The following is a 17,706-nucleotide window of genomic DNA, read 5'->3' on the forward strand; positions in this document are numbered from 1 at the left end:
GATGGATCTCGTAAGCGTCGATATCGGCGGCACCCACGCCCGCTTCGTCATCGCAACCGTCGCCGATGACGGCACGATCACACTGGACGACCCCGAGACGGTCCACACCGAGGATCATGCCAGTTTCCAGACTGCGTGGGAGGATTTCCGCGACCGAAAGGGCGGATCGCTACCGCCGCGCGTGTCGATGGCGATTGCCGGGCCGGTCGGCGGCGATGTGATCCGGTTCACCAACAATCCCTGGATCATCCGCCCGGCGCTGGTGCAGGAGAAACTCGGCGTCGAGCAATGTTGTATCGTCAACGATTTCGAGGCGGTCGCGCATGCCGTGGCGCGGGTGGACGAAGACCAGTTCATCCACCTCACCGGCCCCGACAAGCCGCTCGCGCCGACCGGTCGCTTGAGCGTGCTCGGCCCAGGTACGGGCCTCGGCGTCGCCCATCTCTATCGCGAGCCCGATGGCACCTATCGCGTCTCGGCGACAGAAGGCGGTCATATCGATTTCGCCCCGCTCGACAGCATCGAAGACGCGATCCTCGCCCGTTTGCGCAAGCGGCATACGCGCGTGTCGGTGGAGCGGGTCGTGTCCGGCCCTGCGATCTCGGACATCTACCAGACGCTCGCGGCGATGGAGGGGAAGCCGGTCACCGACGAGGACGACGTGGCTATCTGGACGCGCGGGCAGGACGGCAGCGACAGCCTCGCCGCCGCGGCAGTGGACCGCTTCTGCCTGTCACTCGGAAGCGTCGCCGGCGATATCGCGCTGGCGCAGGGCGGTTTCGGCGGTGTGGTGATCGCTGGCGGGCTTGGCTACCGCATCCGCGACACGCTGCTAAAATCGGGCTTTGCCGAGCGGTTCAAGGCCAAGGGCCGCTTCCAGGAGCTGATGGGCACGATCCCGGTCAAGCTCATCACCCATCCTCAGCCGGGCCTGTTCGGGGCCGCCGCCGCTTTCGCAAGGGAATATGCATGACCGCAATCGCCGACATCATGAACGCCGCGCCGGTCATTCCGGTGATCGTCGTCGACGATGTGGACCACGCCGTCCCGCTCGCTCGCGCGCTGGTCGCAGGTGGCTTGCGCGTGCTCGAAGTGACCCTGCGCACGCCCGCCGCGCTCGATGCAATCCGGGCCATGAAGGGCGTGGACGGCGCAATCGTTGGCGCAGGCACGGTGACCAATCAGCGCGAGCTGGCCGATGCGATCGACGCGGGGAGCGAGTTCATCGTTTCGCCGGGATTGACCGAACCGCTCGGCAAGGCCGCGCTCCGCGAGAACATTCCCTTCCTCCCGGGCATTGCCAATGCGGGCGACATCATGCGCGGGCTCGACCTCGGCCTTACGCATTTCAAATTCTTCCCCGCCATGGCCGCGGGCGGTCTGCCGGCGCTGAAAGCTCTTGCTGCGCCCTTCGGTCAGTGCCGCTTCTGCCCGACGGGCGGCGTGAGCCTCGACAATGCGCGCGAGTGGCTGGCTTTCGATCCGGTGCTGTGCGTCGGCGGCAGCTGGGTCGCCCCGCGCGGGTCTGTCGACGAAGCGGAGGTGGAGCGCGTCGCGCGCGAGGCGGCAGCGCTAACCTCCTGACCTGCGGCTGTGCTGAAGCGAGACGCTTCGGGCCGGCCACTGGAAATCCTGGGCCGGAACGGGCATATTCCTGCCATGGATGCGACATTCAAATGGATCGGCGGCACCTCGCTGGCAGTCGTGGCCGTGCTGGTCGGGCTGTTTTTCAGCGGCTCGGTCGACGCTCAGGATCAGGCTGTCGCAGCGCCGGAGTCCGTTGAAGCCGCGGCACCCGCTGTAGAGCAGATGGGTGCGATCGCGGCCAAGGCGCTGGCCGATCACGACCGGCTCTATACCGTCCGCCGCATCCTGCCCATCGACGGGCCGATCAAATATGGCGAATGGCATTGGGACGATGAAGGCGTACCAGAAGGCCCGCTGCTGGTTACGGTCGATCTGGAGGCTCGCGTGATCTCCGTATTCCGCGGCGGCTACGAGATCGGCGCTGCGGCGGTGATGCTGGGGACCGACAATCATCCGACGCCGACCGGCAAGTTTCCGATCCTGTGGAAGCAGCGGCACAATGTTTCCGAAAAATACGGCAATGCACCCATGCCCTGGAGCATGTTCCTGACCACCGACGGCATCGCCATTCATGGCGGGTCCGAAGTTCAGAACGGCTATGCCAGCCACGGTTGTGTTGGTGTGCCGGACGAGCTCGCCTCGCGCCTGTTCGCAATCGCCAAGGAAGGCGACATGGTTGTAATCACCGACGGCGAGAAGCTCAACCTCGGCGACAGCATCGTCTGAGTTGGGTTGAGACTTTGGGCTAGCCGATCCGGCGGGGCGGTTCTCGTCTGAACGACCAGATTTTCGCCCCTTGGTCTTCGATGACTTCGGCGCTAAGCCCACCGACGTTGACCTTTCGCGCATCCTGCAAGGCAGCCACGATCTTGGCTGCATCACCCCGAGCCAGCGTAACACCGAGGTCTTCGGCAATCATGCGAACGACTTCGATCCAGACCGGGACGCGCTCGACTCCCGACGCTGCAAAGGGCTCGTAGGCGAAGGCCTCCCCATGGCGCTTGGTATGCAGGGTAACATCTTCGGCAGCGAGACCCTCTACCATTGACCAGCTCTCTTCGATGAGACTGGCTGAACGTGCGAGACCTTCGACATCGATCCAATCGCTCCGCTCCAGGCCCTGCCGCAGGCGGACCCTGTCGAACACCCTGTCGCGGTTGCTGGGATCGTCGACCACCGCAATTCCTGTACCGTCGATCACCGCCCAGAGTTCGTTGCGCCGAAAACCCAACAGGGGACGCGCCAGTTCGATGTCGGTGCCTTCAATCAGACGCCGCTCCCGCACCCCGGCGAGACCCGGGAGCCCGCTGCCACGATTGAGCCGCATGAGCAGCGTTTCCGCCTGATCATCCGCGTGATGCGCGGTCAGGATTAATTCCAACCTCTCTCGCGTCGCCCACTGCGCCAGCGCCGTATAGCGCGCGCGGCGAGCCTCCTGCTGCACATTCCCCTTCGCCAGCATGATGTCGATGATTAGGCAGGGCACGTCGAGTTTACCGCATAGGTCCTCGACCAGTCGACATTCGCTGGCCGCCTCTGCGCGCAGGCCATGGTTCACCGTCGCAACATGGCAATCAAAGCCTGCCCCATGCGCCAGCAACAACATCGCCATGCTGTCGGGCCCGCCCGAGACGGCCAGCCCGACGCGGTTCGGAATTGCGAGGCGTTCTGCCGCCTCGGCGAAGCGTCTCAGAAGATCGGGATCGACCGCTTTATCAATTGCAGGTCACCCGGCTGCGCTGGGTCGCGTACTGCCCACTCAGGCGGCCGCTTGCGAGCGCAGGATAGGTTTCCGCGAACTCGGCCAGCGCGATGCAGGCGCGATTGGTGTCGTCGAGGGCGATCATAGCCTCGGCGAGGTAGAGCAGGCTGTCGCCGGCGCGCGCACCGCCCTTGTCGTCCTGGTAGTTCTTGAGGAACCACGGGGCCGCCTCGCGCGCCTTGCCATCGTCGAGATAGGCGCGGCCGAGCAGATTGCGGCCATAGGTCGCGCGCCAGTGCGACGGGTTCTGCTCGACGAACATGGTCAGCTGTTGCTGCGCTTCCGGATAGAAGCCGGCATCCCACAGGCGGAAGCCGTAGGAATATTCGTCGTCCGCCGGATCGTCGGTTTGCGGCTTGGCGATTGCCTGTACCGCGGCGAGGCGCTCCGCGCTCGGTCCTTGCGACGCGCTGCTGGTTCCGGTCATGCTCGCGGTGTTGCGAGCAACAGCATCGGTCGAGGGCGAGACTATGCTGTCGTTGTTGTCGGCAGGCGTGGTGGCAGGCGACGATGCGCCTGGCGCTGAGGTGGAAGGCGACACGCGCGTCCCTTCCATCGCTTCGAGCCGCGTCGTCAGCAGGCGCAGCGCATTGGCGTTCTCCTCGATCTGCGATGTCTGCGCCTGCAGCTGCGATTCCAGCGCATCGAGCCGCGCAAGGATGTCGGTAACCGCGGTGGTCGAGGACGTATTAGCCGTCGAATCCACGCTCGGTTGAGCGCTGATTTCAGGCTCGAAATAGCGTCCGTCGCCGCCGGGGAAGACCTTGCGCTGGAGCGCGCGCACTTCGCTCTCCAACCGGCGGATGCGGTTCTCTGCGTTGTCGTCTTGCGGCAAGGCCGGCGTGGCCGTCGCCAATAGAGCGATCATGGCGGCACCGAGGCCGGTGGCACGTAGGCTGCGTCCGAAACTCATCGGCTGGGCTCCTGTCCGGAAATTCGTCATCATGGAAATTGCCTTACCCCCCCGAAGCTGTCGAGGCGGTGAAGGGGCTTTTCCCCTCTCTTGCAAATGCAAAAATCAGGTCGCGGGCGTTGCAGTCGCCGTAGCAGTCGGTTCCGCCGCCGGAGCGGCGCTGCGCTGCGCCAGCGATTCCGCGTCCACAGGAACGTCGCTGACGACCTCGTCCTCTTCCGAGATTTTCAGCACGCTGCGCCCGCCCACGGTGATCGTGAAGGCATAGGGGCGCCCCGTGCGGATCTGCGGCTCGCTGGCATCCTCCGGTACCGTATAGGTGTCACCTTCGGCCATGATTCCTTCGAACAGCGTCTCACCCTCGCCATCGTAGAAACGCACCCAGGTGCCTTCCATGCCGTTGGTGAAGACGACCGGGCCCGAGGGAACCGCCTGCGTCGGCGTGGCGGTCGGCGCAGCCTCGGCCGCGGCGACCTGCTCGGTTTCGTCTTGCAGCGGTGCCGGACCGATGCCGGGGGCGAGATAGCTGCGATAGAATGCGAAGATGCCGCCGACCAGCAACAGCGCCGCGATCAGCCCGAACCACGCGAGGCCGCGCCCGGGGACGCGCGCCGGATCGCCTGGCTCGAACTTGGCAGGCGCCATGCGCTCCCCGCCGTCGCCCGAGGCAAGCTGTTCGCGGACCTGGCTGATAATCTCCTGCTCGTCGAGACCGACGGCGCGTGCGTAGGTCCGGCTGAAGCCAATGGCGTAGGTGCGAGATGGCAGCGCCGCGAAATCGTCGGCCTCGATGGAGACGAGGTGCCGGTGCGGGATGCGGGTCTCCGCCGCTACCTGCTCGAGTTCGTACCCTGCAGCTTCGCGCGCCGCGCGTAGCCTGGCTCCTACCGTCTCGGTCGAGGCGACGGGCGCCGGTTCATCGACAGTTTCGTTATCTTCCATGCAAATCCCGATTGGCGACCGTGCGGCTTGGTGCCGCCCTCATTTTCCGTCTTGCCGCTGAAAGCGGCGCAGCCCTGCGGCTGTCAAGCACAGCCTGTAGCATGCTCCGAGCAAACCGGCGAGCCGCGCCGCATGCGCGACGAAATTAAACAGATACGCTCAGTCGACCTCGATATCGCGTTTCTCGGCCCAAGCCTTGAGTGCGGCTCGCATGTCGGGCGGCGGATTGAGCAGCCACTGCGACATCTGCTCGGTAATTTCCTTCAGGTCGATCTTGCGCACCAGCTCCTTGATGGGACCGACCGCAGCCGGCGTGATCGAGAGGCGGCGATAGCCGATGCCGAGCAAGGCGATCGCTTCCAGCCTGCGCCCACCCATTTCGCCGCACACGCCGATCCTGACCGGCTGGCCGACGACGGTATCCGAGACCCGCTTGAGGAAGCGCAGGATCGCCGGGCTGAGCCAGTCGTACCGCTCGGCCAGCTTGGGATTTGCGCGGTCCGCGGCGAAGAGGAACTGGGTGAGGTCGTTGGTCCCGACCGAGATGAACGACAGGCGCGGCACCAGCGCGTCGAGGCATTCGGCCAGCGCCGGAACCTCGAGCATGCAGCCATATTCGATCGTTTCCGGCACGACGTGACGCCGTTCGCGCAGAAAGGCGAGCTGGTTTTCGAACACCGCTTTCGCCGCATCGAATTCCCACGGTTCGGAAACCATCGGGAACATCACCGAAAGCTGCCGCCCGGCGGCCGCCTCCAGCAAGGCACGCGCCTGCGCCTTCAATAAGCCTTCGCGCTCCAGCGACAAACGCAGGGCGCGCCAGCCCATGGCGGGATTCTCGTCCCGCTCGCCGATCTGCGTGTTCAGATAAGGCACCGCCTTGTCGCCACCGATATCGACCGTGCGGAAAATGACCGGCTTGTCGCCCGCCGCGTCGAGCACATCGCGGTAGAGCCGCAACTGCCGGTCGCGCTGCGGCAAAGTGGCGGACACGAGGAACTGGAACTCGGTGCGAAACAGACCGACGCCGTCGGCACCGGTCAGCTGCAGCATGCTCATATCGTCGCGCAGGCCGGCGTTCATCATCACCGTGATGCGCGTGCCGTCGCGCGTGAAGGGTTCGACAGCGCGCAGTTCGGCGTAGGTCGCCTGCTGCTCGCGCTTCTTGACGAACCGGGCTTCGAAGGCGTCCATCAAGGCCGCGCCGGGCCGTAGCGTCACAGTCGCCTTGTCCGCGTCGAGCAGGATTTCATCGCCCTCGCTCACCCGCGCACGCACGCCGTCTGCGCGGCCCAGCACAGGAATGCCCATCGCCCGCGCCACGATTACCACATGCGCGGTGAGCGATCCTTCTTCCAGCACAACGCCCTTGAGACGGCGACGGTCATATTCGAGCAGTTCCGCCGGGCCGAGGTTGCGCGCGATCAGGATGGAATCGCGTCGCAACCCTTGCGTCGCCGCCGTGCCGAGCTGGCCCGAGACGATCCGCAGCAACCTGTTCGAAAGGTCCTCCAAATCGTGCATCCGGTCGGCGAGCAGCGGATCGTCGATCTCGCGCATGCGCATCCGGGTGCGCTGCTGAACGCGCTCGATCGCCGCCTCGGCCGTCAGCCCACTGTCGATCGCCTCGTTGATCCGGCGGCTCCAGCCTTCGTCATAGGCGAACATCTTGTAGGTCTCGAGCACCTCGACATGCTCGCCGCCCTTGCCAAATTCGGGCTCCTTGCCCAGCGCGTCGATCTGTTCGCGCATCTTGTCGAAGGCGCGATAGACGCGCTGGCGCTCGGCCTCGATATCCTCGGCCACCACCTGGTCGATCTCGATACGCGGCTGGTGGAAAACGGCCCTGCCCGAAGCGAGGCCCTTCACCAGCGTCAGCCCCTCGATCACCTCGGTCTCGGTATGCGCTTCGCCGAAGTCGATCGCTTCCTCGTCGTCGACCAATTCCTTGTGGGCGATCAGTTCGGACAGGATCATCGCGGTCGTCTGCAGCGCCTCGATCTCGACATCTTCGTAACGCCGCGGCTCGACATGCTGGACGCACAACACGCCCACTGCACGCTCGCGATAGACGATGGGAACGCCGGCGAAGGAGTGGAACTTCTCCTCGCCCGTTTCGGGGCGATAGAGAAAATCGGGATGCGCTTTCGCCTCGGCGAGGTTGAGCGTTTCAATATTCTTTGCGATCGTGCCGGTCAGGCCCTCGCCCACCGCCATACGGGTAACGTGGACGGCGCTCGGGTTCAGACCCTGCGTCGCGAACAGCTCCAGCGCGCCTTCGCGCAGCAGGTAGATCGAGCAGACCTCGCTATCGAGGCTTTCCGCGATAACCTCGACCACACGATCGAGCTTGTGCTGGGCGTGAGTGCGCCCGGCCATGATTTCGTGCAGGCGAGTTAGGATCTGGCGGGCGGATGCGGCAGCGGACATGCCCTTGCCTATAGCAAAACCCCAGCTCGGCGAAAGCGGGGCGTACACCCCGCCTCCGCCTGGTGCAGGATCAGCAGCTCGCGAGCTCTTCCTTGATCTTGAGCTTCTGCTTCTTGATCTGCTGGATCATCGCTACGTCGGGTGCCGGCCTTATCTGTTCCGCATGCAGGCGGGCCTCGAGACCGGCGTGCTTGGCTTTGAGCGCATCGACATGGGATGATTGCATCAGTCTGTCTCCTTACGGGTTTAACGCGACCCCAAGAAGCGACTCGTGCTGTGCGGCACGGGCCGCGTGACCATTATGTGATCATAGTATTGCCGATTTACAAAGGCCCAACTGCGGGCCATGCGACGAAACGACATGCGGGAAGGACGGACGTGAACGAGCAGGAGCTGCGCAAGAGGCTGGAGATGTTGCGGAGCGAGCATCGCGATCTCGATGCCGCCATAGCGGCCCTGTCCGTTGCCGGCGATGGCGGCGGCTTCGTCGACCAGTTGCAGATCGCCCGGCTGAAAAAGCGCAAGTTGCAGCTTAAAGATCGTATCGCCATCATCGAGGATACCTTGCTGCCCGATATCATCGCCTGACCGCCTGCAGGCCGCGGTTGATCGTGCCGCCGAGAGACATCATGGTAAACGCGCTGGTCACTATTGGGCCGCAAGCGTAGTCGAGACGCAATGTCTGCTCGCAACATAAATCACGAGATCATCGAGGATCTGTATTCCGAAGCCCTGCTGCTGGCCGACGATGCACGCGCCGTGTTCGACCTGCGGATCGGCGAGAAGGGCGACAACGCCAGCGACAGCCTCAAGATTGCTCTTTCGATCGAGGGGCTGCGGACGACCACGCGGGTCATGCATGTGCTCGCCTGGCTGCTTAACCAGCGGGCGTATCTGGCGGGCGAACTCTCCGCCGCGCAGCTCGCACGCCATAACGAATTGCCGGAAGAGCGCAGTGCCGATCCCGCCAATCTCGAAGCGCTGGAGCCGGAAACCCGCGCCCTCATTCGCGAAAGCGAAGACCTTCACGCCCGTGTAGCCCGGCTGGACCGGGAGATGCGACGCGCGGAAGAACAGGCAGATGCACCGGTCCAGGCCATGCAGGACCGCCTCGCGCAGGCCTTTGGCGGTGGCGGCTGATTACGCGGCGGCGAGCGCCCGTGCATAACGGGCGAGCCTCGCTTCGCGCACATCCTCAGACATATCTGGCGTGAAGCAGCGCCCTTGGCCACGCATGGCGTCCGCCGCAGCGGCCAGTGTCGGATACAATCCAGCTCCCACGGCCGCGAGAATGGCAGCGCCCAGCGCGGTCGTTTCAACGAAAACGGGCCGCTCGACTGCGATGTCGAGGATGTTCGCGAGGTCCTGCGCCATCCAGTCGTTCGCGCTCATCCCGCCGTCGATCCGCAGCGTCGACCACGGCGCACCGTCGGCAGCGAAGGCGCTGGCGAGATCGTGCGTCTGGTGCGCCATCGCCTCCAGCGCGGCGCGGGCGATCTGTGCGCGGCCACTGGCGAAGCTGAGCCCCGATATCACTCCGCGCGCATCGGGCTTCCAATGCGGTGCGCCCAGGCCTGCCAAGGCCGGGACGATCACCACCTCGCCGCTGCTCTCGATCGAGCGGGCAAGCTCCTCCGTTTCCGCCGCCGATCCGATCAGGCCAAGCTGGTCGCGCAGGTACTGGACGAGGCTGCCCGCGACGAAGCACGCGCCCTCTATCGCATAGGTCCGCTGGCCACCTTCCTGATAGAGTACGGTGCCCAGCAGCCGATTGTCGGAGCGCGGGATGTCCTGCCCCTTGTTGGTCAACACGAACGCCCCAGTGCCATAGGTCGCCTTGGTTTCCCCGAAGGCCAGGCAGCCCTGCCCGATAGTCGCCGACTGCTGGTCGCCCGCCAGACCGCAGATCGGGATTTCCGCACGTAGACATTGCGTCTGCGCGGTCGCGATGGCCCCGTGCGTGTCCACCACCTGCGGCAGTGCGGCGCGCGGCACGCCGAACAGTTCGCACAACTCCTCGTCGAACTGTGCGCTGTCGAGTGAGAGCAGCAGCGTGCGGCTGGCGTTGCTGGCATCGCTCACATGCGCGCCGCCCGACAGCTTGTAGACCAGCCAGCTTTCGACCGTACCGAAGGCCAGATCGCCCCGCTGCGAAGCCGCTCGCACCGCCTCGTCATGGTCGAGCAACCAGCGCATCTTGGTACCGGAGAAATAGGGATCGAGCAGCAAGCCGGTGCGCTGTTGCACGCCTTCCTCATGGCCGTAACTTTTCATGTCGGCGCAGAATGCGGCGGTGCGCCGGTCCTGCCACACGATCGCCCGCGCCAGCGGTGCACCCGAATTTCTGTCCCACGGCACCACCGTTTCGCGCTGGTTGGTGATTCCGATGGCCGCGATCCGCCCCGGCGCCTCGCCCACGACCTGCCGCGCGCAGGCGAGCGTCTTGTCCCAGATTTCCGCCGCATCGTGCTCGACCCAGCCGGGCTGGGGGTAGTATTGCGTGATCTCTGCCTGCTCCACCGCTTCCATCGTCCCGTCGGGTGCGAAAATCATCGCGCGGGTCGAGGTGGTTCCGGCGTCGAGTACGAGGATGCGGTCGGCCATGCTCTCTCCCTTGCATGCGGCGGGAGGTGACATGGCGCATCCGAAGCCCCATATGCAAGGCCATGGCAGGCCCTCCCCCCAAACCCTGGCCGACCGGCGAAGCGATGCAGCTCGAACCGCTGGTGCGCCGGGTGCTCGCGCCCAACCCCTCGCCCTATACCTATACCGGAACGCAGACCTACATCGTCGGCCTCGGCGACGGCTGCGCGGTGATCGACCCGGGCCCGGACGAGGAGGAGCACCTGCTCGCGCTCGACGCCGCGATCGGCGAAGAACATGTCTGCGCGATCATGTGCACGCATACGCACCGCGACCATTCGCCTGCCGCCACGCCGCTCGCCAGGCGGACCGGCGCGCCCATAGTCGGTTGCGCGCCGCTGGTGCTGGACGACAGCGGCCCGCGCGCCGATGCCGCTTTCGACCGCACTTACGAGCCCGACCGGGTGATGGAAGACGGCGAGCAGATGACCGGCCCCGGCTGGACGCTGACCGCAGTGGCCACACCTGGCCACGTTTCCAACCACCTCTGCTTCGCGCTGGAGGAAAGCGGTGCGCTGTTCACCGGCGATCATATCATGGGCTGGTCGACCAGCGTCGTGATCCCGCCCGACGGCGACATGGGCGATTACATGCTGAGCCTCGAGAAGCTCTACGGGCGCGAGGATACGGTGTTCTATCCCGCGCATGGCGAAGCGGTAGAGAAACCGCGCCAGCTGGTGCGCGGGATGATCGGCCATCGTCGCCAGCGCGAGAACCAGATCCTGCGCCTGCTCGGCGAAGGTCCGCTCCGCGCAAGCGAGTTCGTGCCGAAAATGTACAAGGGACTCGACCCTAAGCTGCACAAGGCAGCGGAAATGTCGGTGACCGCGCATCTGCTCGATCTGGAACGCCGCGGGCAGGTCGCACGTTCTGGCGAGCAATGGCGAACGATCTGAAAAGCGATTTGAGAACCGACGAGCGCAGCTCGATCTCTCCCGGCCTGCGGCACGATACCCCGCTGGCCCGTGCGCAGGCTTTCCCGTGGATGATCGTGATCGTCCTTCTGGCGGCCAGCGCATGGCTCGCATGGCGGGCCTTTTTCTACGAAGAGGAAGGCGACCCGGTGGGCAGTGCGATGCTCGCCTTCGAAAAGCAGAATTCGCTGACGGTCTTCTCTTCGCGCTTCGAAGTCGTGGCCGAGAGCGAGGATCGGCGCGGCATCATGGGCGTCGACGTGCTGACCAGTCGTCAGGCGGCCATCGTCCCGGCGAGCGTCGAATACCGGCTCGATCTGTCGGGCATGGACCGCGAGGACTTCCTCTGGAACGAGCGCACCGAAACGCTCGACGTGACACTGCCGCAATTGCGCATCTCGCGCCCCAATCTCGACGAGGCGCAGCAGAAGGTCTTCACCGAAGGCACTTGGGTGACGCGCGATGCCAGCACCGATCTTGCCCGCAACAACTCCGAGCAAGCCGAGCGCAAGGCTGTTGCTTTCGCCAAGAACCCCGAAGTGCTGGGTCTCGCCCGGCAGGCGGCCAAGGATGCGGTGCGCCAGAACCTCGCCATCCCGCTGCAGGTCGCAGGCTATGGCGATGTGACGGTCAATGTCCGCTTCGAAGGCGAAGACACGCCCTAAATTGATTTTTCCGCGCGGCGCGGCATAACTCTTACCAAACAGAACAGGTCGCTTGGCACATCCCGGGGGGAGATCGAGCACCATGGCGACAGCCGCAATCGAGACCGGCGGACGGGCGCGCGGCAATGCGCGCTTCTTCACGATCATGGCATTCGTCATGTCGTTCATTATCGTGGCGGGCTTCAGCCTTAACATCGCCATGGGCCGGTCGAGCTTCGCCGTGCCGCTGGCCTATCATGTCCACGCGGTGGTCTTTATGGCGTGGATCGGCATCTACCTTGCCCAGCATGTGACCGCGTCGACAGGCAATTGGCCGCTTCATGCGAAATTCGGGAAAGTCGCCTATCTCTGGGTGCCGCTGATGGTCGTATTCGGTACGGTGGCCATGGTGGTCGTCGCGCGGCGCACCGGCGGGCCGTTCTTCTTCCATGTCAGCGAGTTCCTGTGGAGCAACATCATGACGCTGTGGTGCTTCGGCGGCCTCGCGTGGTGGGGGCTGATGCGGCGGCGCTATACCGGCTGGCATCGCCGCCTGATGCTTTGCGCCATGGCGATCCTGACCGGGCCGGGCCTCGGCCGCCTGCTCCCGCTGCCGCTGATGATCCCGAATGCCTGGACCATTACCGTCATGGTCACGATGATCTTCCCGGTCATCGGCATGATCGCCGACAAGCGCACGCAGGGCTGGGTGCATCCCGCCTATTGGTGGGGCCTGGGCATCTACGCAGGCGTCTTCTTGCTATCGCTGGCGCTGGCCTACAGCCCGTTCGGCATCGGCCTGACCGAGCAGTTGATCGCCGGAACGCCCGGCGCCGAGCGGCCGATGGAGGCTTTCCTTCCACCCGGCTTCACAATGTAGGAACGCCCTCGCCTTCCCGTCCGTTCGCTTTATAAGCGCCCTCAAACGCAGCAGACGGGACCCTACATGACCGCCCAGACCGACCTTCCGACCGGCGAAGACCTGCTCGCCGCCATCGATCGCCTCCGCAAGGAGAAGAACGCGATCATCCTCGCCCATTACTACCAGACCGCCGATATCCAGGACATCGCGGATTTCGTCGGCGACAGCCTGGAGCTGAGCCGCAAGGCCGCCGAAACCGACGCCGACGTGATCGTGTTCTGCGGCGTGAAGTTCATGGCCGATACCGCCAAGATCCTGAGCCCGGAAAAGATCGTCGTCCTGCCCGACATGGACGCCGGCTGCAGCCTCGAAGACAGCTGCCCGCCCGAAAAATTCAAGGCCTTCCGCGAGAAGCACCCCGATCATATCGCGCTGACCTATATCAACTGCTCGACCGAGGTGAAGGCATTGAGCGACGTGATCGTCACCAGTTCCAGCGCGGAAACGATCATCAGCCAGATCCCCGAAGACCAGAAGATCATCTTCGGCCCCGACCGGCACCTCGGCAGCTATATGAGCCGGAAGTTCGGCCGCGAAATGCTGCTGTGGCCGGGCGTGTGCATCGTGCACGAGGCCTTCAGCGAAACCGAACTGCTCAAGCTGAAGGGCCAGCATCCCGATGCGCCCGTGGTCGCGCACCCCGAATGCCCGCCGACGATCATCGACCATGCGGACTACGTCGGCTCGACCAGCGGCATCCTGCAATATGCCAAGACCTTCGAAGGCGACACGCTGATCGTCGCGACCGAGCCGCATATCATCCACCAGATGGAAAAGGCGTTGCCGGACAAGACCTTCATCGGCGCGCCCGGTGCTGACGGCAACTGCAGCTGCAACATCTGCCCCTACATGGCGCTGAACACCATGGAGAAGATGTACGCCTGCCTGCGCGACCTCGAACCGCGCATCGAGATCGAGGAAGGCCTGCGCCTCAAGGCCAAGCAGAGCCTCGACAAAATGCTCGAAATGGCAAGCGGCACGATCGGCAAGGGCGATCTGGGCAGGGTCTGAGTTTTACGGAGAATACCTACATGATGGCACGTCTGGCGCTCGCTACCGCGCTCGTTTTTGCATCGTCTCCCGCACTGGCGCAGGAAACCGATGCCGAGGATCCTTACATCTGGCTGGAAGAGATCCAGGGCGAGAAGGCGCTGGAGCAGGTGCGCGAGTGGAATGCGGATACGGAGGCCGTGCTCACCGCGACGCCCGAATATCCGGTCGCGCGGGCCTGGGCGAAGCAGATTCTCGACGACGATCGCCAGATCGCCATGCCCGACGCGATCCAGGGCAACATGGTCACCAATCTGTGGCGCGATGCGGACAATCCGCGCGGGCTGTGGCGCATCGCAAGCCTCGAAAGCTACATGGCAGGCGCGCCCGAGTGGCGCACGCTGATCGATGTCGACCAGCTCGGCCGCGACGAAGGCGAAAGCTGGGTCTGGCACGGCGCGAACTGCCTCGCGCCCGACTATGAGCGCTGCCTGATCTCGCTCAGCCCCGGCGGCACCGATGCCGACGTGGTGCGCGAATTCGATATCACCACCGGCACGTTCGTCGACGACGGCTTCACCCTACCCGAAGCCAAGTCGAATGTCGCGTGGTTCGACGAGGACACGCTGTTCGTCGGCACCGACGAGGGTGAAGGCTCGCTGACCGACTCCGGCTATCCGCGTCTCGTGAAATTGTGGGAGCGCGGGACCGACTTCGCTTCCGCGCGCCAGATCGCAGAGGGCGAGCAGACAGACGTCAGCATTTCCGGCTTCTCCGTGCTCGACGGCGATACGCGCTGGCGCTTCATTCGGCGGGGGCCGAGCTTCTGGACGGCGAACTATTCGCTCGTGCGCGAGGACGGCAGCACCGTTCCGCTGCCGCTACCCGAAGATGCCGAATTCGAAGCGGTGCTCGACGGCCATGTCATCGCCAAGCTCAATTCGCCGCTCATGACCCGCAATCGGGAGGCCGAGGGCGGTTGGCTGGTCGCCTGGCCGCTGCAAGACGTGCTCGACGGCAAGTCGGCCGAGCCTTTCGTCGTGTTTTCGCCCAGCGAAACGCAGGCGGTCGAAGAGGTTGCGACCTCGGAGAATACCCTGTGGGTTAAAGTGCTCGACGATGTGTCGGGCAAGCTGATCGAGGTCCGCCCCGGCTATCCCGGATGGTTCAACCGCGACATGGACCTGCCCGACAACAGCACGATCCAGATCGCCAATACCACCGGCAAGGGCGATACCGTGTTCGTGACAATCGAAAGCATGCTCACCCCGCCGACCCTGTGGGCGGTGCCGCGGGACGGCGCGGCAAAGCGGATCGCTTCCGTGCCGGCGCAGTTCGATGCGAGCCGTTTCACCGTGGAGCAGCGCTTCGCCACCTCGAAGGACGGGACGCGGGTTCCCTACTACCTCGCGCGGCCCAAGGGCGCGGAAGGTCCTCTACCCACGCTGATCCATGCCTATGGCGGCTTTCGCGCGGCGCAGACGCCCAAGTATCTCACTGCCGAACCCTATCGCAGCGGGCCGCTCTCGCTGTTCTGGCTCGAAAGCGGCAATGCCTATGTGCTCGCCAACATCCGTGGCGGCGGCGAGTACGGCCCGCGCTGGCACGAAGATGCGCTGCGCGAGAAGCGGCAGAACAGCTTCGACGATTTCCACGCCGTCGCCGACGATCTCGTGGCGCAGCGGCTCGCCGCGCCCGGCAAGATCGCCGCGTCTGGCCGCTCGAACGGCGGCGTGCTGGTGGGCGCGGTCGCGAACCAGCGCCCCGACCTCTATGGCGCGATTATCTCCGGCAGTCCGCTGATCGACATGCGGCGGTACAACAAGCTGCTGGCGGGCGCATCCTGGATGGCGGAATACGGCAATCCCGACGTACAGGAAGACTGGGCTTTCATGCGCGAGTGGTCGCCCTACCAGAACATGCGGCCCGATCCCGATTATCCGGCGGTGTTCTATTACCTCTCGACGCTGGACGACCGGGTCCACCCGGGCCATGCGCGCAAGGCCGCTGCAAAGCTCGAAGCCTTTGGCCAGCCGTTCTACTATCGCGAAGCGATCGAGGGCGGGCATTCGGTCGGCGCGGACCGCGAGGAAGATGCGAAGCGCGCAGCCATGCTGCTCGCCTTCCTCAATCGCGAGATCGGCGACGAAGCGGAGTAGGCTAGCGCTCCAGCCGCTCGGTCAGCATGTGCGGCGTCGCCATGCCGAAGGCGAGCGCGACCGCAAGGTCGAGCGCGAGCCAGCCGCTCCATACCGCTAGCGCGATTGTCCCCGCGGCCAGCGTGGCAACGGCGGTGGGCAACGCGATTGCCTTCAAGACCTGTGACGCGCCGTATCGCGCGACCTGGCGCTTCTGCACCGGAAGAGCGTGCATGCCGAAGAAGATCAGCCCTACGGCGAGGACCGGGTGAAACAGGAAGCAAGCTAGCGCAGCCAGCCCCGCGGACTTTGCGCCTGCGTGGCGCAGTGCCATCGAGGTCGCAGCAGCGAGCAAAGCCGCACCTCCGACAACGGCGAGAAGCAGCATGAGCAACGCGGGCGGCGTTTCGCCGAGGGCAGCAGTGAAGACATACGCTGTCGCCTCTGGCCTGAGCAGCGCGCTACCCCCCACCGCAAGTCCGGCGATCGCCAGCCGTGGCAGCAGGTCCATCCCGCTATCGCTGCGGGCGAAATGCCATGCGGAAAACGCGAGGAAGATCGACAGGCAGAGCACCGGCCAGGCGAGATAAAGCGCGGCGATCGCGAGGCCGGTCACGACATAAGCGGCGACCAGCACCGAGGAATAAGCGCGCAGTTCGCCGTCGTTCTCGTCGCCCGCCCCATGACCGAGGCCGAGGACAAAGAGAGCTAGTCCGACTGCCAGCGCCAAGCCCGATCCGGCCAGCTGGGCAAGGCCGGCGACGGCGAACAGCGCGATAAAGACATAGGGGGCCCCGGCGCCGAGCCGGGACCCCCTGTTCGATCCGGAGATCGGGCGTGACGCCATCAGTCGCCGCGGATCGAGGCTGCCGTCGAACCGGCAGGCGTCGTCGAGAGCGCCTCGGCCGAGGGCAGATACCCCTCCAGCGCACTGCGCCGCAGGACATACCGCGAAAGGATCACGCCGTAGATCAGCTTCGACGAGATGTCGGCGATGCTGAAGAGCAGCTGGCGTACCACAACTACGTCGCCGGTGAAGCCGAGCTGCGGCAGGGCATAGGCGATCGGGTAGAGGCCCCAGGTCGCAAGGAAGAACCACCAGATGTTCTTCGGCCAGGCATTGAGCTCAGCCGGGCTGTTGGCGATGCCTGCGGTGATCACACCGCGCACCTCGATGATCAGCCAGACGAAGAAGACGGTCGAGATGACCCCCCAAATGTTGAGCCGCGACCAGTCACCTGTCTCGCCGAACTGGCCGTAGAGGCCGGTCCAGATCATCAGCAGGGCCGGCATCGCCATGCGGAATGCCCGCTTGTGCAAATCGGGCCGAGCCAGCGCGAAGGCGATGGGCAACTGGGTCAGCAGCAGCGGGACCGTGATCGTCCAATTGCCATAGCGATAGGCATTGGTGAAGGTCTCGCCTTCCGCCACCGGCTGGTACATGCCGCCGACGAATTCGTAGGTTTCCTGCCAGGTGGTGAATTCGCGCAGCAGGCTGAGCCCCGCGCTGGCCATGACGACTGCCGAAATGATCGGCACCACGCGATAACGCGGCGCGAGCTGCATCGACGTCATCAGGAAGTAGAGAATAAAGGCGAAATGCGCGCCGTAGCTGACCATCAGGATCAGCGATCCAGAAGTGTACTGCCCGGCGGTGAGAGTAACCAGATTTTCAATATTGCCAACGGCGTTAGCATCGACAGGAGCAATCATAAGCAGTCCTTTCTCGACTGCGTCCACCGTCCGTTCCACCCTCGGCGACGCCTTATTAGCCGCCATTCGATGAAGCGAACGGACGTGGCAACGAAATGGAAGGCCGCA

Annotated in this window: 18 protein-coding genes; 10 read left to right on the forward strand and 8 right to left on the reverse strand. The window is 64.8% G+C overall.

The window, feature by feature from the left end; all coding sequences use genetic code 11:
* Position 1 precedes the first annotated feature (1 nt).
* The 3 genes from glk (at position 2) to ACSH0F_RS00090 (ending at position 2,313) form a co-directional block, all read left to right on the forward strand.
* Positions 2-973: a glucokinase gene (gene glk, locus ACSH0F_RS00080; protein WP_435198735.1), complete on the forward strand. Its 972-nt coding sequence runs from the start codon at positions 2-4 to the stop codon at positions 971-973.
* Positions 970-1,584 carry a bifunctional 4-hydroxy-2-oxoglutarate aldolase/2-dehydro-3-deoxy-phosphogluconate aldolase gene (gene eda, locus ACSH0F_RS00085; RefSeq protein ID WP_435198737.1) on the forward strand — a complete coding sequence of 205 codons (615 nt, stop codon included), beginning with the start codon at positions 970-972 and terminating at the stop codon, positions 1,582-1,584. Before glk ends, eda begins: the two co-directional genes overlap by 4 nt.
* Before the next feature lie 75 nt (positions 1,585-1,659).
* Positions 1,660-2,313 (forward strand): L,D-transpeptidase family protein, encoded by a 654-nt coding sequence (locus tag ACSH0F_RS00090; RefSeq protein WP_435198739.1) that lies wholly within the window; start codon positions 1,660-1,662, stop codon positions 2,311-2,313.
* A gap of 19 nt (positions 2,314-2,332) precedes the next feature.
* On the opposite strand, the gene tilS is transcribed toward ACSH0F_RS00090, so the two are convergent.
* From tilS to ACSH0F_RS00115, 5 genes are all read right to left on the reverse strand, one after another.
* On the reverse strand, positions 2,333-3,307 hold the full coding sequence (gene tilS, locus ACSH0F_RS00095) for a tRNA lysidine(34) synthetase TilS (protein ID WP_435200487.1): 975 nt from the start codon (positions 3,305-3,307) through the stop codon (positions 2,333-2,335).
* The gene (locus ACSH0F_RS00100; RefSeq protein WP_435198741.1) at positions 3,303-4,295 is read right to left on the reverse strand and encodes a tetratricopeptide repeat protein; all 993 of its coding nucleotides are present in this window, start codon (positions 4,293-4,295) and stop codon (positions 3,303-3,305) included. Before ACSH0F_RS00100 ends, tilS begins: the two co-directional genes overlap by 5 nt.
* A gap of 72 nt (positions 4,296-4,367) precedes the next feature.
* Positions 4,368-5,204 carry a helix-turn-helix domain-containing protein gene (locus ACSH0F_RS00105; protein WP_435198743.1) on the reverse strand — a complete coding sequence of 279 codons (837 nt, stop codon included), beginning with the start codon at positions 5,202-5,204 and terminating at the stop codon, positions 4,368-4,370.
* Positions 5,205-5,363: 159 nt separating this feature from the next.
* Positions 5,364-7,634 carry a phosphoenolpyruvate--protein phosphotransferase gene (gene ptsP, locus ACSH0F_RS00110; RefSeq protein WP_435198745.1) on the reverse strand — a complete coding sequence of 757 codons (2,271 nt, stop codon included), beginning with the start codon at positions 7,632-7,634 and terminating at the stop codon, positions 5,364-5,366.
* Between the two features lie 70 nt (positions 7,635-7,704).
* Entirely contained in the window at positions 7,705-7,860 is a 156-nt protein-coding gene (locus ACSH0F_RS00115; protein ID WP_278327557.1) for a DUF465 domain-containing protein, read from the reverse strand.
* Positions 7,861-8,012: 152 nt separating this feature from the next.
* Here ACSH0F_RS00115 and ACSH0F_RS00120 point away from each other — a divergent pair, with 152 nt between their 5' ends.
* A complete protein-coding gene (locus ACSH0F_RS00120) occupies positions 8,013-8,222 on the forward strand; it encodes a YdcH family protein (RefSeq protein WP_435198747.1) in 210 nt (69 codons plus the stop codon).
* Positions 8,223-8,312: 90 nt separating this feature from the next.
* Entirely contained in the window at positions 8,313-8,774 is a 462-nt protein-coding gene (locus tag ACSH0F_RS00125) for a DUF1465 family protein (RefSeq protein ID WP_435198749.1), read from the forward strand.
* On the opposite strand, the gene ACSH0F_RS00130 is transcribed toward ACSH0F_RS00125, so the two are convergent.
* A complete protein-coding gene (locus tag ACSH0F_RS00130; RefSeq protein WP_435198751.1) occupies positions 8,775-10,238 on the reverse strand; it encodes a glycerol kinase in 1,464 nt (487 codons plus the stop codon).
* A 62-nt stretch (positions 10,239-10,300) separates the two neighbouring features.
* On the opposite strand from ACSH0F_RS00130, the gene ACSH0F_RS00135 reads away from it, so the two are divergent.
* The 5 genes from ACSH0F_RS00135 (at position 10,301) to ACSH0F_RS00155 (ending at position 15,906) form a co-directional block, all read left to right on the forward strand.
* Positions 10,301-11,173 carry an MBL fold metallo-hydrolase gene (locus ACSH0F_RS00135; protein ID WP_435198753.1) on the forward strand — a complete coding sequence of 291 codons (873 nt, stop codon included), beginning with the start codon at positions 10,301-10,303 and terminating at the stop codon, positions 11,171-11,173.
* A complete protein-coding gene (locus tag ACSH0F_RS00140; protein ID WP_435198755.1) occupies positions 11,158-11,856 on the forward strand; it encodes a DUF4230 domain-containing protein in 699 nt (232 codons plus the stop codon). The genes ACSH0F_RS00135 and ACSH0F_RS00140 overlap by 16 nt, the downstream gene beginning before the upstream one ends.
* A gap of 82 nt (positions 11,857-11,938) precedes the next feature.
* Positions 11,939-12,715, forward strand: a complete 777-nt coding sequence (locus ACSH0F_RS00145; protein ID WP_435198757.1) for a hypothetical protein — start codon at positions 11,939-11,941, stop codon at positions 12,713-12,715.
* Positions 12,716-12,781: 66 nt separating this feature from the next.
* On the forward strand, positions 12,782-13,768 hold the full coding sequence (gene nadA / locus ACSH0F_RS00150) for a quinolinate synthase NadA (protein ID WP_435198759.1): 987 nt from the start codon (positions 12,782-12,784) through the stop codon (positions 13,766-13,768).
* Between the two features lie 20 nt (positions 13,769-13,788).
* Positions 13,789-15,906 carry a prolyl oligopeptidase family serine peptidase gene (locus ACSH0F_RS00155; protein WP_435198761.1) on the forward strand — a complete coding sequence of 706 codons (2,118 nt, stop codon included), beginning with the start codon at positions 13,789-13,791 and terminating at the stop codon, positions 15,904-15,906.
* A 1-nt stretch (position 15,907) separates the two neighbouring features.
* On the opposite strand, the gene ACSH0F_RS00160 is transcribed toward ACSH0F_RS00155, so the two are convergent.
* Both ACSH0F_RS00160 and ACSH0F_RS00165 read right to left on the reverse strand, forming a co-directional pair.
* A complete protein-coding gene (locus ACSH0F_RS00160) occupies positions 15,908-16,732 on the reverse strand; it encodes a Brp/Blh family beta-carotene 15,15'-dioxygenase (protein WP_435198763.1) in 825 nt (274 codons plus the stop codon).
* Positions 16,732-17,598, reverse strand: coding sequence for a bacteriorhodopsin (locus ACSH0F_RS00165; RefSeq protein WP_435198765.1), 867 nt, complete (start codon positions 17,596-17,598; stop codon positions 16,732-16,734). The genes ACSH0F_RS00160 and ACSH0F_RS00165 overlap by 1 nt, the downstream gene beginning before the upstream one ends.
* Between the last annotated feature and the right edge of the window lie 108 nt (positions 17,599-17,706).

Origin of the sequence: Qipengyuania sp. 902 (genome assembly GCF_051195295.1) — a bacterium.
In the GTDB taxonomy this organism is placed as follows: domain Bacteria; phylum Pseudomonadota; class Alphaproteobacteria; order Sphingomonadales; family Sphingomonadaceae; genus Qipengyuania.

Excerpts from the sequence above, each read along its gene's own strand:
- glk (WP_435198735.1), top strand. The coding sequence starts at position 2 with ATGGATCTCGTAAGCGTCGATATCGGCGGCACCCACGCCCGCTTCGTC.
- eda (WP_435198737.1), top strand. The coding sequence starts at position 970 with ATGACCGCAATCGCCGACATCATGAACGCCGCGCCGGTCATTCCGGTG.
- ACSH0F_RS00090 (WP_435198739.1), top strand. The coding sequence starts at position 1,660 with ATGGATGCGACATTCAAATGGATCGGCGGCACCTCGCTGGCAGTCGTG.
- ACSH0F_RS00100 (WP_435198741.1), bottom strand. The coding sequence starts at position 4,295 with ATGATGACGAATTTCCGGACAGGAGCCCAGCCGATGAGTTTCGGACGC.
- ACSH0F_RS00105 (WP_435198743.1), bottom strand. The coding sequence starts at position 5,204 with ATGGAAGATAACGAAACTGTCGATGAACCGGCGCCCGTCGCCTCGACC.
- ptsP (WP_435198745.1), bottom strand. The coding sequence starts at position 7,634 with ATGTCCGCTGCCGCATCCGCCCGCCAGATCCTAACTCGCCTGCACGAA.
- ACSH0F_RS00115 (WP_278327557.1), bottom strand. The coding sequence starts at position 7,860 with ATGCAATCATCCCATGTCGATGCGCTCAAAGCCAAGCACGCCGGTCTC.
- ACSH0F_RS00125 (WP_435198749.1), top strand. The coding sequence starts at position 8,313 with ATGTCTGCTCGCAACATAAATCACGAGATCATCGAGGATCTGTATTCC.
- ACSH0F_RS00130 (WP_435198751.1), bottom strand. The coding sequence starts at position 10,238 with ATGGCCGACCGCATCCTCGTACTCGACGCCGGAACCACCTCGACCCGC.
- ACSH0F_RS00135 (WP_435198753.1), top strand. The coding sequence starts at position 10,301 with ATGGCAGGCCCTCCCCCCAAACCCTGGCCGACCGGCGAAGCGATGCAG.
- ACSH0F_RS00140 (WP_435198755.1), top strand. The coding sequence starts at position 11,158 with ATGGCGAACGATCTGAAAAGCGATTTGAGAACCGACGAGCGCAGCTCG.
- ACSH0F_RS00145 (WP_435198757.1), top strand. The coding sequence starts at position 11,939 with ATGGCGACAGCCGCAATCGAGACCGGCGGACGGGCGCGCGGCAATGCG.
- nadA (WP_435198759.1), top strand. The coding sequence starts at position 12,782 with ATGACCGCCCAGACCGACCTTCCGACCGGCGAAGACCTGCTCGCCGCC.
- ACSH0F_RS00155 (WP_435198761.1), top strand. The coding sequence starts at position 13,789 with ATGATGGCACGTCTGGCGCTCGCTACCGCGCTCGTTTTTGCATCGTCT.
- ACSH0F_RS00160 (WP_435198763.1), bottom strand. The coding sequence starts at position 16,732 with ATGGCGTCACGCCCGATCTCCGGATCGAACAGGGGGTCCCGGCTCGGC.
- ACSH0F_RS00165 (WP_435198765.1), bottom strand. The coding sequence starts at position 17,598 with ATGATTGCTCCTGTCGATGCTAACGCCGTTGGCAATATTGAAAATCTG.